This window comes from Bradyrhizobium sp. CIAT3101 (genome assembly GCF_029714945.1).
In the GTDB taxonomy this organism is placed as follows: Bacteria; Pseudomonadota; Alphaproteobacteria; order Rhizobiales; family Xanthobacteraceae; genus Bradyrhizobium.
Genome location: NZ_CP121634.1, coordinates 3,045,816 through 3,059,149 on the forward strand (window position 1 = coordinate 3,045,816; position 13,334 = coordinate 3,059,149).

Genomic DNA, 13,334 nt, shown 5'->3' on the forward strand with positions numbered 1-13,334 from the left:
CCGGAGAAAATTCGAGCATTCACCGGTCGATTGATATCAATTGACCGGCGTTCTGCAACCCCCTAAGTCGGCGGGCGAATCACCCCCGGTCGGGGTGCCGGACGAGAACGGTGAACTCGTAGAGCTCGTAGTCCTGCAACAGAGCGACCGAGCGTCCGTACTTCGCAAGGCAATGGCGCAGCATGGCAACCGGGTCGGCGTAATAAAGGTGGGGGCGCCGCCTTTCGGGGTCGCTCGACAGGCTCAGGATGTTGAATGCAAATCCGCGGCGGCCGGCGCGCGCGAGAGTATCGAGCGTGTCGTTGACATAGTCGATCCAGGCCTCCGCGGGAACGTCGCCCTTGACGTTGAAAATGCCGCTCGCGATGGCAAAGTCGGCCACTTCCTCCGGTTCGCTGCCGATGCGCCACTGACGATCCTCGCCCTCGCCATATAGCTCCCGCGCCTTCTCGATCATGCTCGCGGCAATATCATAGCCGGTGAAGCGGCCCTGAAACCCTTCGGAGCGGAGGAAGCGCAGGAAGTCTCCGAACCCGCAGCCGAGATCGATGACGCTGGCGTTTGGACTACCCTCGAGCAGACGAAGAAATTGCCTGTGGCGCCGATCGTGCGAAGCAGTCCCGTTCCAGTCCACGCCTTGCGAAGTCGTTCCGTGCTGCTCAAGCTTCGAAGCGTAATACGACGCCACTTGAGGCAGGATTGCAGCGTCAACCCGGTCCTTCATCCGTTGATGTCCTTGTCTGGCGCGCTCGATTGCAGGACTGTCGCGCTTTCCGGATGATAGATCCGGCGTATGATCGTGTACGGCCTGCGTTTTGTCTCGGCCAGGATGTTCGCAATGTAGATTCCAAAGATGCCGAGGACGAGGATGATGAGTCCGCCAAGAAACCAGATCGAGACGATCTCCGACGTGAACCCGTCGACGCCAACTCCCCGTGTGAAATACCGGCCCAGAAAAAAGATGATGACCGCAATTGACAGGCCGAATATCGAAAGGCCGACGTAGAAGATCAAATACAGCAATTTGCTCGACGTTGTCGTGATGTCGCGTATCGCCATTTCGACCCGTCGCCGGAAAGTATAGCTGGTGGGCGACAGCGAGAGTTTTTTGAGCGTAAGTGCTTGCTGGCGAAAGCCCGTCACCTCCCAGAGATGGGATATCGAGAACTCACGATCGCGATGCCGGACGAGAGCCTTGACGTATTCCCGTGTCATCAGGCGCGCGGTGAAGACGTTACGCGGAACCGGATGGTCGCTCAGGAGGTCGAGCAGACTGAAGAAGGTTGCGCCGGGCAACCTGGCGAAAACATTGCCGCGTCGCGTCGTCAGGATCCCATAGACGACGTCACAGTCGCCTTGCGAGAAGCGTTGATACAAAGCCGCGAGATCTTCCGGTTGCTCTTCGAGATCGCTGTCGATGAGAAAGACCATGTCGCCGGAGGCTTGGGCGAGACCCGTCATCATCGCCTTGTGGTGTCCGAAATTGCGGGACAGATCGACAATGACGACGCGTGGGTCGCTGCGCTGAATTTCAAGCGCGAGCTCGAGGCTGTTGTCCGGTGAGCCATCGTTGACGATGATCAGTTCGATATCGTCGGTGAGGGCTTCCGCGGCCTTCATTGCGCGGTTGTGGAACTCCTCGATGCTGGCGGCGGATCGATAGAGAGTTGTCACGATGGAGAGTTTCACCCAAATGTCTCCGTGACGATATAAAAGACAATTACCATCAGCATCTTATGTGAGTTTCCACGGGAGGCCTCGGCGCGCTGGCAGTTAATAGGGCAATTTGCCTGAAGCCGCAAACGCCGGGCGCGTCTCCTCAAATCCGTCCTCCGCGGCGTGAGGAGAAAAGGTCAATCAATCCAGCACGCCAAATAAGCGTCTTTGACGTTGAACCTCAGGTGTGGCTGTCGGCGACTTACCACTGGGGCGAGTTGTGCCTGCCCTCAGCACGCAATCTCCAGGGGAGTTTGCCGCAAAAGTATTGCTAAGTGTAGTTTGGAATTGCAGTTTTAAGCCTGCCACTCAGAAGCCCACCGTCTAAAGGCCTGCCGTCTTGGGGAAGAGGGGTATTTTGTCTATTCCCTGCGGATGTCAGCCGACCCAACCACCCCCGTTTCATTCGTCGAACCAACCTAAGCAGCTATTCAGCCGGCCGGGCGAAACCCGGCTCATTTGAGGAGGACGATAATGCGTCGTATAGCTTTACTCGCGGTTCTTTTGGGAATATTCGCGTCGGCCCCGGCACATGCCCAGGCCTCCCGCACTTGGGTGTCGGGTGTGGGTGATGACGCAAATCCCTGTAGCCGCACTGCGCCATGCAAGACCTTCGCCGGCGCGATTTCCAAAACAGCAGCCTTCGGTGAGATCAACTGTCTGGATCCGGGCGGCTACGGCGCCGTGACGATCACCAAGTCGATGACCCTGAACTGCAGTGCCACGATCGGATCAGTGCTGGTCGCAGGCACGAATGGTATCGTCATCAGTGCGGCGGCCACCGACAAAGTCATCCTCCGCAACATCCAGATTCAAGGCCTTGCGGGTACCGCTACCCCTGGTCTCAACGGCGTCCGTATCCTCACTGCGGCGTCGGTTTCGATCGAGAACTGCGTGATCACGCAATTCTCGCAAGCCGGCATCAGCGATGTCCGGACTGCGGGCAATACTCTGCTTTTCGTTCGCAACACGATCATCAGTTACAATACTGGAAACGCCATCAGTCTGACTGCTACCGCCGCCAACAAGGCAGTTATTGAAGACTCAAGTCTGATCAACAGCGTCGGTAGCGGCCTCGGCGTCGGCAATCTCAATAACGCTTATGTCACGCGGACCGTGATTGCCGGCAACGCAGCCAGCGGGATCGTGAACGACGGTGGCTCGGCGATCAATGTGGATAGCAGCTCGATCACCAGCAACGGTACCGGCGTCACGGCGAACGGAATCATCCGGCTGTCGAATTCCGACGTGACGCTCAACGCCACAGGGTTCGCCGGCTCGGCGACAGTTTCCTATGGAAACAATCGTTTGGCCGGAAATACGACTTTCGGGGTTGCGGTGACGCCGGCCGGTGGAGCCTCGTCCAACCTCGGCGAGCAGTAGCAATTCGCTCAACATCTGGCCGTCGCGTCGCCAGGCAGTGGATGAAGAGCCCCGGACAGCGATGTCCGAGGCTCTTCTTCTGGCGGCGGGACAGTCAGCGGTGGCGCGGTCAGGATGAGGCCGGCTGGCGATCGACCTGGCCGGTGCGGCTCATATAGCGCAGCGCGTCCGCCCCGGTATTGAACAGCAGGTCTAGTATGGTCACGGCGTGTTCGAAGCCGCCGTGAAGTTGCGGATATTCCGGATAGCCCTCATAGCTCATCCATTCCGGAGTGACGCCGGCGGTCGTGAACATCGACTCGTCGAAATAGCCACGCGCCGACGGCCCGCTAAGGTAGCGGTCCGCGCCGGCCGCGCGGGCGATCTCCAGTAGTCGCTCTGTCTTGATGCCCTGCGCCGGATAGGCGGTATCCCGGGTAATGCGCGTCTTGAGCCCGAGCAGTTCGACGATGCCGTGGAGAAAGATCGCATTGACATCGGTCAACAGACGTTCCTTGCCGGCGCGTTCGTACCAGCCCTTCACCGTTGGCGCGAACTGCTCGAAGCACGCGGCTCGTTTGTACGCCAGCTCAAGTGTGCGCCAGTGTTTCTCTGCCCACGGCTGCTCGATCTCGACCTCGTCGATAGGTTGTTCAAACCGGCCCTTGGCGAGCACGGGAATGGTCAGCCATTGCACGCCGTTGGCGGTCTTGATCTTGTTGCGGTTGTGCCAGTGACGTTTGGCATATTGCACGCGGTCGAAGACTACATACTCGTCGCATTGCCCGATCAGGTCAAAAAAACCCTTCCAGGGAATGTAGCAGGACTGAATGATGCAGATGCGCAAGTGGTGACCTGAGGAGTGTATGGTTGACAGACTTGGTAACACAAATGGTAAGTTGGAATTCAATGATCTTCAGGACTTCCCATACGATTACCACATCGGGCTGCTTGTCGCCGTTCCTGCCTCCGGTGTCCATAGTCCGTCGGGATCGTGGCCGCCGGCATGCCCGGGGGCCAGCGCGCGATCGGCCGCTTCGGTATGATTCCGCCCCTGCAAGATGACCGAGAAGTATCGAGCCGATATCGACGGTCTTCGGGCGGTCGCAGTGATTTTGGTCGTCGTCTACCACGCGTTCCCGCGCGCCATGAGTGGAGGATTCATCGGCGTCGACGTGTTCTTCGTGATCAGTGGGTACCTGATCACGGGTATCGTTCTCTCCGGCATTAATTCATCCAGCTTCAGCATCAGGGAATTCTATGCGCGGCGCGCGAGAAGAATTCTTCCTGCCCTTGCGACTGTGCTTCTTGCCGCGCTGGCGATCGGATGGGTGGCAATGCTGCCGTTGCCGTTTCACAATCTCGGTCTCCACGCTATCGCCGGCGCGCTGTTCTTTCCCAACCTGTTGCTTTTGAACGAGGTCGGATATTTCGACGCGGCGGCAGAGACCAAGCCGCTGCTGCACCTTTGGTCGCTCGGTGTCGAGGAGCAATTCTATCTGGTCTGGCCGCTGCTGCTGCTGGGTCTGAAGAAGATACCGAAATGGTCGACGGTCGGGTTGATATTCGTGGCGATCGTGTCGTTCCTCTATTGCTGTTATGCAACGCGATACCACGCGGCCACGGCGTTCTATTCTCCGATATCACGGCTGTGGGAACTTGCGATTGGCGGATTCCTCGCAACGGCTAAATTTCCTGCCACGAAGCGGTCCGACTTCATGTCGCTTGCGGGGATCGTGCTGATCGTCGCAGGCGGGTTCTTTCTCAAGAGGTCGAACGCTTTCCCCGGCCCTGCGGCCCTGATCCCGGTAACGGGCGCGGCGCTCGTGATCATCTTCGGCTCGCGTATTCTGCGGCAGAAGTGGATCGTATCGATCGGCCTGATCAGTTACCCCTTGTATCTGTGGCACTGGCCGCTGCTGACGTTCGCGGCGTTGGCCGGCTTCGTGTCGGTGCCGGCGAAGCTCGCCGTGATAGTGTCAAGCCTGGTTCTGGCGGCGCTGACGACCGCGTTCATCGAGCGCCCGATCCGGTTTGGCTGGCTGCGTCCGTCGAGCGTTGCCGTTTCGCTTTCGTTGATGGCCTCGGTGCTCGTCCTGTCGACGGCGGTCTGGGGCGATGATGGTGTTTTCGCGCGATTCCCCGAGCAGATCCGTCCGGTTTTAGCGGTCATGGAATACAATCCGGCGTTAGGTGGCCGGGTTCTTAAATGCTGGCTGGAATTGACGACGAGTTTCGAAAGCTATCGTCCCGAATGCAGTGAGGGTTCCACCCTGGTTTGGGGGGACTCTCACGCCGGGCGCCTTTATGCGGGGCTGGCGGCGCTAAAGCAAAGCACCAGCGAGATCGCGCAGTTTACGCGAGACAGTTGCCCGCCCTCGGCGCTCGAAGGAGGAGCGGCTTGCGCCGTCAGCAATCGCGCGATTCTCGCAAAGATCGCTGAACTGAAGCCAAAGAGGGTCATTCTTTTCGCGGTCTGGACCAGCTACCCGGAGTACAAGGGGCTCAACGCGGAAAACGCGATGAGCAGTAGTCTGGCCGAGATACTTCGCCAGCTAAAGACCGAAGTCGGTGAGGTGATCCTGGTTGGTGCGCCGCCGCTCTGGACACCTGATCTGCCAATACAGGTTTACGATTTCTGGCGATCAAACGGGCAGCTTCCCGATCGCTTGCCGCCTCGCACCGAAAACTATCAGTCCATCAATATGGGGCTGGCGCGCATGGCGGCCGAGACGGGCGTGCGGTTCGTTTCGCCGTTTGCGGTGCTGTGCAACGAAGCGGGCTGCCTGACGCACACGGCATCGTCGCGGACGGAATTGCTGACGTGGGACTATGGTCATCTCACAATCGAAGGTGCGGAATTCATCGGCAGGTTGATGCGGATCGAGTAGGCGGTCGCGCGGCAACGGGATCGTCATAGGCGGGTGGTATGGATTTCACCGGCCGGCACGTCTAAGATTTCGCGGAGGTTGGGAGGCCAATGCGAGCGGCGATGAAGCGAGTCTTTGATAACTGTCGGGCTGGAAGCTTGGCGCAGCGGTCGGGGCGCGGCTTGGTGTCGAACCGCGCTGCGCTCACAAACGGCTTGGCTGTGGCGCTGTTTCTACTCTGCGCCGTTGCTCCCGCCCACGCCCAATCCCTCGGCCAAGGCCTCGCCGCCTTCAAGCGGCAGGACTATGTGGCGGCGTCCCGCGTCTTCATTCCGCTCGCCGAGCGCGGCAACGTGGCGGCGCAGTCCTATCTCGGCTTCCTGTTCGAGACCGGGCGCGGCGTGCCGCAGAACTACACGGAAGCCGCGATGTGGTACCGGCGGGCGGCGGAGCAGGGCGATACCCGCGCGCAGTATTCGCTGGGGCTGCTCTACGACCGCGGCCAGGGCGTGCCGCAGGACATCGTCGAAGCCTCCAAATGGCTGAACCTGTCGGCCGCCGCGTCGCCGCCGCGGGTTCGGGAATCCCGGGCCCGGATCCGCGACGCCGTCACCACCAAGATGACGCGCGGGGAGATCGCCCAGGCCCGCCTGCGGGCGCTGGAATGGGCGCCGAGCCGCGAGCGCTGACGCTGGCCGCCCGGGGGTTCCAGGACGCCTCTGGCAAAAAAGTCGAAAACAACCCCATGCACAGTAGACGACGGTAGGAGGCCGGATGCCTCCGCCTGCGCCGCGGTGAGGATTCACCCCGAGCGCACCGGGCTTTAGCCAGCCCAGCCGCCGAGCCAGTTCAGATACCAGGTCTCGCCCAGCCACCCGATCCAGATCGATGGCGCCAAAAACAGTCCGAACGGCAGGAAGGCGGTCCCGCGCAGCGGTTTTCGCTGCAATGCGGCGTTGGCGAGATAGGCGCCGATCGCCAGCAGCGCCGCGAGCTCGATCACCGCCGCCACCGTCGCAAGATCGAGCCAGGCCCCGCTGACGGCGGCGAGCTTGACGTCGCCGAGCCCGAGCCCGTCGCGGCCGCGCCAGTACCGGTAGGCCAGCATCAGCAGCAGCAGCGGAAGCGCCACGGCTACGGTGCGCGCGACCGGCCAGAGCAGCGCCTGGGCGCCCGCATCGGGCACGGCAGCGGCAGCGCGGAGCAGGGCAAGCGCGAACGCGGCCCCGGTCAGCTCGTTCGGGATCAGGTAATGGCGGGCATCGTTCGTGGCGATGGCGAGCATCAGAGCGGCCAGGAACGCGCCATAGAGGCCTTCCGCGGCGGGGGCCGCGACGAGGCTTGCGAACACGGCGACGAGCAGCGCGAGGCTGAGGGCCAGCGGGGCGCTTATCCCGTCATGCGCATCTTCCCCGGTCACGCCGTCAGCGCGCGGCCCTGGGCGGGCTGACGGTGACCACGGGATTGCTGGTCCCGACCAGGCGGCTGTTCATCTTGGAGCGCATCTCCTCGGCGATGACATGGGCATCGACGCCGTCCTTGATGACGGTCGGGCGGATGAACAGGATCAACTCGGTGCGGGCGCGAGCGGTGGTCTGGTGCGAGAAGGCGTCGCCCACGCCGGGAATGGAATCGAGGACGGGAATACCCTGGCGCTGCTTGTTCTCGGTCTCGCTGATCAGGCCGGCGAGGAGCACGGTCTGACCGCTCGTCACCGCGATCGAGCTCTTGACCCGGCGCTGCGAGATCGTCGGCGTCAGCGAGTTCGCGCTGCCGGCGGCCACGCTCGAGATCTCCTGCTCGATATCGAGCACGACATTGCCGTTGGCATTGGCGCGCGGCAGCACGCGCAGGATGATGCCGGTGTTCTTGTAATCGATGGTGTTGACGACGGTGTTGTTGGCGGTCAGCACCGTCGCGGTGCCGGTCGAGAACGGCACCTGATCGCCGACCTGCAAGGTCGCGGCCTGGTTGTCCAGCACCACCAGCGACGGGTTCGACAACACCTTGACGTCGGTGACGCCGTGCAGCGCGTCGAGAATGACGCGCGGCGAGTTTTCCGAGCCGATCAGGAAGTTGAAGCCGGGCAAAACGCGTCCCAGCAGCGCGCCGGAGGCGGCGTTGACGGCGTTGGACGCCGCTTCGACGGCACCGCTGCCGACCGTCGCAGCATTGCTGACGCCGGAGATGACGTTGGAGACCGAACCCTTCTGGCTCGCCAGGAAGAATTGCACGCCATAGTTCAACTGGTCGTTCAGCGTCACCTCGGCGATCGTCGCCTCGATCGCGATCTGGCGCTGCGGCCTGTCGATCTGGCGGATGGTCTGCTCGACGATGCGCTGCGCGTCCTGGTTGGCATAGACGAGAACGGCATTGTTGGTGACGTCGGCGGTGATCCGCACATTCTGCAGGATGCCGTTGACGCCGGATTTCGCGCCATTGCCGTTGGGGCTACCGAAGTTATTGTTGTCCTGCGCCGGCGTCGCGGCTGCCGCCGGAGCGGCGCGGGCACCCAGCGCCGAGCCCGCCGGTCCGGTCACCGGCGTTGCGGCGCCTGAAGCGGCGGTCGGCAGTGCGCTCAGCGAGGCGATAGGATTGGTTGAGGTCGACGTCGTGAGACCCGCGCCGGGAGCGACCTGGCTCGACGCGCTGTCGAGCGACGAGTTGCTCGCCGAGCTCTGGTTGAACAACATGTCGTTCAACAGCGCGACGACCACCTTGGAATTGCCGTAGCGCAATGGATAGGATTTCAGGTTCACGCCATCGGTATCGGAACGGTCGAGTCGCGCAATCCAGGTCTGCGCGCGCTTCAGATATTCCGGCTTCTGGCTCACCACGAGGATCGAGTTGAGCCGCGCGATCGGCTGGAGCTTGATGACGTTCTGGCCCATGCCGCCTTCGCCGGAATCCATGATCTTCTCGATCTCGGAGATCACAGGTTCGGGGGCAGAATTGCGCACCGGGAAGATGCCGACCGATTGTCCACGCATCCAGTCGGCGTCGAATGACAGAATTGTGTCAACCGCGGTCGCCCGATCCGTGCCGCTGCCGCTGACGATCAGCGTGTTGCGGGAATTGTCGGGGCGCATGGTCGAGGCCTTCACGCCGAAAGCATCGAGCAGCTTGAAGATGTTTTGCGCCGACGTGTAGCGCAGCGGCACGACCGTGATGCCCTGGCCGGCTTCGGTACTGGCCGAGCGGTCGATGCCGCCGGGGCCGGCTTCCGGCGCCGGCAGCAGACGATAGCCGGTGCGGTCGCGCACCAGCGCCACGCCGGACATGCGCAGCGCATTCTCCAAAACGTAGATCGCGTCCGCCTTCGGAACCGGACGCACCGAGGCGAGCGTCACGGTGCCCTGTACGCGGGGATCGATCGTGTAGCCGACATTGAGGACGTCGCCGAGGATGACCTTGGCCACGGTCGCGACCGGCGCATTCTCGAAATTGAGGTCGTATCCGCTGCCGCCGCCATCATCGCGCTCGGCCAGCGCGCCGCCTTGCGGCGCACCATCGCTCAGATAGATCGCAGGTTTCGACGATCTCGGCTGGCCAACACCGGTTGCCCCTGCATCCGCAGGTTGCCGGGGCTGGAGATCGATGCCGCGGATCTTGTCGACAAGGTCCTGGGCGCGCGGGTCCTTCGGGTCCGCCTCGACCGACTGGTCGGCGGTGACGATGCACGCTGTCAGCAGGAAGGCAGACGACAGGAGGACGAGCGTTCCAGTCAACGCTGAGCGGTGGCGCAAAAGCGGTCGGACCACTTCGAACAAGATACGCCTACCAACGCTGCGAGAAAAAGCGCCCGATCCCCCTTGGCTCGGACGCGCAATAATTTGCCGCACGATTATGTTTTTGCTAAGAAATAAGTCAAGGGCAAAGGACCTTCCGTGCTCCATAGAAGCTGTTGTATTCAAGTAACAAGGTCAACGCCGTGAATGCGATGCGCGACCGCTCCGCCGATAGCTTCAGGCAGCATCTCCTGGAAAAATATTCACTGCCGCCGCGAGCGCATGTTCGTGTCGAGCGGTCAGCCAATCCGGCGCAGACGCATCCACTGCGAGAATTTTGGGAGACCACAGATCTGTCGGCGGCGGAATTCGCCGACGAACTGTCCGATTATTTTGCCCTGCCGCGGATGAGCCTTCCGCAACTGCTTACGACCACGCCCAGCCTTGAAGGTTTTTCGCGGCGATTTTTACGCGAATCCACCATCTTTCCCTTTGGCGCGCCGGATGGTGGATTTCGCTTGGCTGTTGCCGATCCCTCCGACACGGCGGCCATTCGTGCCGCCGAAATCGTGTTCGGAACGCCGGTCGATGTCGTCGTAGCGTCATATGAGGACATTACGACGGTCCTGGACCAGCGAACCGATGCTGACGATGCGAATGCAGACCAAAGCACCGGCCGCGCGGGGCAGTCCGACGACGACATCGAGAGCCTGCGCGATCTCGCCAGCGGTGCGCCTGTGGTGCGCGCGCTCAACGATCTGCTGGAGCGCGCGGTCGATCTGCGTGCCAGCGATATCCATGTCGAGCCGTTCCGGGCTGGTCTCGTAGTGCGCATGCGCGTCGACGGCCTGCTGCGCCCGCTGCCGTCACCGCATGGCATCCCGCCGCAGGCGCTGATCTCGCGCATCAAGATTCTCGCAAGCCTCAATATCGCTGAGCGGCGTTTGCCGCAGGACGGCGCGGCGCGCGTCCGCGTCGGACGTAGCGAGCTCGACGTACGTGTCGCCACCATGCCGACGCAACATGGCGAGAGTGCCGTCATCCGCCTGTTGCCGCGGGATCGCGGCCTGCTCGAGATGAGCAAGCTCGGTCTGCGGACCCGCGACGAGAGCGTGATGACGCGCCTGCTCGCGATGCCGCACGGCATGATCGTGGTCACGGGTCCGACCGGCAGCGGCAAGACCACCACGCTTGCGACCATGCTGTCGATCCTCAACGAGCCGACGCGCAAGATCCTCACCATCGAGGATCCCGTCGAGTACGAGATCCCCGGCATCAACCAGTCCCAGGTGAAGCCGTCGATCGGCCTGACCTTCGCTGCCGCCATGCGCTCCTTCGTGCGCCAGGACCCCGACGTGATCATGGTCGGCGAGGTCCGCGACGCCGAGACCGCGCATATCGCGATCCATGCCGCGCTCACCGGCCATCTCGTGCTGACGACGCTGCACACCGAGACCGCGGCTGCGGCCGTGCCGCGCCTGATCGATCTCGGCATCGAGGGTTTCCTGCTCAAGTCGACGCTGCGCGCGGTGGTGGCGCAGCGACTGGTGCGTATGCTGTGCGACCGTTGCAAAGTGCCGCACGCGCTGACCGAGGCCGATCTCGCCAAGGACCCGCGCTTTGCCGTGATCGGCTTCAAGTGCGGTGAGGTCGTGCACGAGGCCGGCGGCTGCGAGCGCTGCGGCGGTACCGGCTATCGCGGCCGCAACGGCGTGTTCGAGATCCTCGAGATGTCCGACGAGGTCCGTGCGCTGATCGGGCCGCAGACCGACTCCCACTCCATCGATGCCGCCGCGATGCGGGGCGGCATGACGACGATGCTCGAGGATGCCGTCGCAAAATGCCGCTCGGGGCTGACGACGGTGCCCGAGGTCTTCCGCGTCACCACGGTGCGCTAACATCCAAATGTCTTGACGTCCAAGTGTCTCAGAGAATGCAGGTGTCCTAGAAACCATGCCGAATTTTCGCTACCGCGCGCTCAATGCCAACGGCGAACTGGTTTCCGGCGCGATCGCCGCGCCGGCGCCGGGCGACGTGGCGCAGCGGATCGAACGGCTCGGCCTGGTGCTGGTCGACAACGTCACGCCGGAGGAGGGCGGCGCGGCGCGTGGCGCGCTCAGCCTCTTCAACAGGCCGACGGCCGAGGACGTCACCATCTTCACCCGCGACCTCGCGCTGCTGCTGCGCGCCGGCGCCCGCATCAATGACGGGCTCGAGCTGCTCGCCGCCGATCCGGATTTCGGACGGCTGAGATCCGTCGTCGCCGACATCCGGGCGCGCGTCGTTTCCGGCGAGAGCTTCGGCGAGGCACTGGCGCGGCATGAGGGACTGTTTCCGCCGATGTACATCGCGCTGGTGCGGGTCGGCGAGGCGTCGGGATCGCTGGATCAGGTGCTGGAGGTGCTGGCCGGCGAACGCGCGCGCGGCGAGGCGCTGAAGCGGCGTCTGACGGATGCGATCCGCTATCCGATCTTCGTGCTCGGCGCGGCCGGTTGCGTGCTGCTGTTCTTCCTGACATTCGTGCTGCCGCAGTTCGCCAGCGTCTTGCAGGATTTCGGTGCCAAGGTCGATCCGATCGTCGGCGTGTTCCTGAACATCTCGACGTTCTTGCGCGGCAATTCCGATGCGGTATTGGCCGGGCTTGCGACCATTGTCACGGCGACGTGGCTCGTGTTGCGGCAGGAGCGTGTCCGCCGCGGACTGACCAATGCGATCGTGCGGCTGCCGGCGATCCGCAACGTGATGGGCGCCTACCGCACGGCGCTGTTCTGCCGCAATCTCGGCCTGCTGCTCGGCAGCGGCGTCAACCTCACCACAACGCTGCGCATCCTCGTCGACATGATGGCGACCACCGGATCGTCCGGGGTCTGGAGCGATGCTGCCGACCGTGTCCGCCATGGCTCAAAACTCTCCGATGCGCTCGCCGAGACCGAGGCGTTGCCGCCCATGGCGGTGCGCATGTTGAGATTGGGCGACGAGACCGGGCAATTGCCGATGCTGTCGGGCCGGGTCGCCGAATTCTACGAGGCGAAGCTGCAACGCACGCTCGACCGCGCCGTCGGCATTGCCGGACCTGCGGCGATCATCGCGATCTCGCTCGTCGTCGGCGGCCTGATCACATCGGTGATGACGGCGCTGATGTCGGTGAGCCAGATTGTCGGTTAGGCGGATGTAATGGGAGGGGCATGAAGTGACCAGATATCCATCGTCAAGGCGACGCCGGCGGCGCGTCGCCTGCGGAGAGGCCGGCTTCACCCTGGTCGAAATGCTCGTCGTCATCACCATCATCGGCATGATCATGGCGCTGGTCGGTCCGCGGGTGCTGAACTATCTCAGCGAGTCCAAGGCCAAGGCGGCGAAAATCCAGATCGAGAGTTTCTCCAGCGCGCTCGATCTCTATTATCTCGATCTCGGCCGCTATCCGACGTCGAACGAGGGTCTCGCCGGGCTGACGCGCAGCAACAACCAGGCCGGTTGGAACGGGCCTTATTTGCGTGGCGGTGTGGTGCCCAACGATCCCTGGGGCCACGTCTATGTTTATCGTTCACCGGGCGCGAGCGCTCCCTACGAGATCATCTCGCTCGGATCAGACGGTCAGGAAGGCGGCAGTGGAACGGCGTCCGACATTGTCAGCGGCGCGCGCTAAGCCGATTGGCGA

Annotated in this window: 11 protein-coding genes; 6 read left to right on the forward strand and 5 right to left on the reverse strand. The window is 62.7% G+C overall.

Annotated features, from left to right (window positions below; translation table 11 throughout):
• Window positions 1-79: 79 nt before the first annotated feature.
• The gene (locus QA645_RS14250; protein ID WP_283050967.1) at window positions 80-724 is read right to left on the reverse strand and encodes a class I SAM-dependent methyltransferase; all 645 of its coding nucleotides are present in this window, start codon (window positions 722-724) and stop codon (window positions 80-82) included.
• Entirely contained in the window at window positions 721-1,689 is a 969-nt protein-coding gene (locus QA645_RS14255; protein WP_283050969.1) for a glycosyltransferase family 2 protein, read from the reverse strand. Before QA645_RS14255 ends, QA645_RS14250 begins: the two co-directional genes overlap by 4 nt.
• Before the next feature lie 591 nt (window positions 1,690-2,280).
• Here QA645_RS14255 and QA645_RS14260 point away from each other — a divergent pair.
• On the forward strand, window positions 2,281-3,099 hold the full coding sequence (locus QA645_RS14260) for a right-handed parallel beta-helix repeat-containing protein (RefSeq protein WP_283050970.1): 819 nt from the start codon (window positions 2,281-2,283) through the stop codon (window positions 3,097-3,099).
• Between the two features lie 109 nt (window positions 3,100-3,208).
• On the opposite strand, the gene QA645_RS14265 is transcribed toward QA645_RS14260, so the two are convergent.
• The gene (locus tag QA645_RS14265; RefSeq protein WP_283050972.1) at window positions 3,209-3,925 is read right to left on the reverse strand and encodes a WbqC family protein; all 717 of its coding nucleotides are present in this window, start codon (window positions 3,923-3,925) and stop codon (window positions 3,209-3,211) included.
• A gap of 214 nt (window positions 3,926-4,139) precedes the next feature.
• Here QA645_RS14265 and QA645_RS14270 point away from each other — a divergent pair, with 214 nt between their 5' ends.
• Both QA645_RS14270 and QA645_RS14275 read left to right on the forward strand, forming a co-directional pair.
• A complete protein-coding gene (locus QA645_RS14270; protein ID WP_283050973.1) occupies window positions 4,140-5,969 on the forward strand; it encodes an acyltransferase family protein in 1,830 nt (609 codons plus the stop codon).
• Between the two features lie 206 nt (window positions 5,970-6,175).
• Window positions 6,176-6,637, forward strand: coding sequence for a tetratricopeptide repeat protein (locus QA645_RS14275; protein WP_283053191.1), 462 nt, complete (start codon window positions 6,176-6,178; stop codon window positions 6,635-6,637).
• A gap of 134 nt (window positions 6,638-6,771) precedes the next feature.
• On the opposite strand, the gene QA645_RS14280 is transcribed toward QA645_RS14275, so the two are convergent.
• Together QA645_RS14280 and gspD are read right to left on the reverse strand one after the other, a co-directional pair.
• Window positions 6,772-7,368, reverse strand: a complete 597-nt coding sequence (locus tag QA645_RS14280) for an A24 family peptidase (protein WP_283050974.1) — start codon at window positions 7,366-7,368, stop codon at window positions 6,772-6,774.
• Between the two features lie 4 nt (window positions 7,369-7,372).
• Window positions 7,373-9,676, reverse strand: coding sequence for a type II secretion system secretin GspD (gspD, locus tag QA645_RS14285; RefSeq protein WP_254132756.1), 2,304 nt, complete (start codon window positions 9,674-9,676; stop codon window positions 7,373-7,375).
• 203 nt (window positions 9,677-9,879) lie between these two features.
• On the opposite strand from gspD, the gene QA645_RS14290 reads away from it, so the two are divergent.
• The 3 genes from QA645_RS14290 to gspG are packed head-to-tail and all read left to right on the forward strand — an operon-like array spanning window position 9,880 to window position 13,322.
• A complete protein-coding gene (locus QA645_RS14290) occupies window positions 9,880-11,574 on the forward strand; it encodes an ATPase, T2SS/T4P/T4SS family (RefSeq protein ID WP_254135470.1) in 1,695 nt (564 codons plus the stop codon).
• Between the two features lie 55 nt (window positions 11,575-11,629).
• A complete protein-coding gene (locus QA645_RS14295; RefSeq protein ID WP_283050977.1) occupies window positions 11,630-12,841 on the forward strand; it encodes a type II secretion system F family protein in 1,212 nt (403 codons plus the stop codon).
• Between the two features lie 25 nt (window positions 12,842-12,866).
• Window positions 12,867-13,322, forward strand: a complete 456-nt coding sequence (gspG, locus tag QA645_RS14300) for a type II secretion system major pseudopilin GspG (protein WP_254194640.1) — start codon at window positions 12,867-12,869, stop codon at window positions 13,320-13,322.
• Window positions 13,323-13,334: the final 12 nt, after the last annotated feature.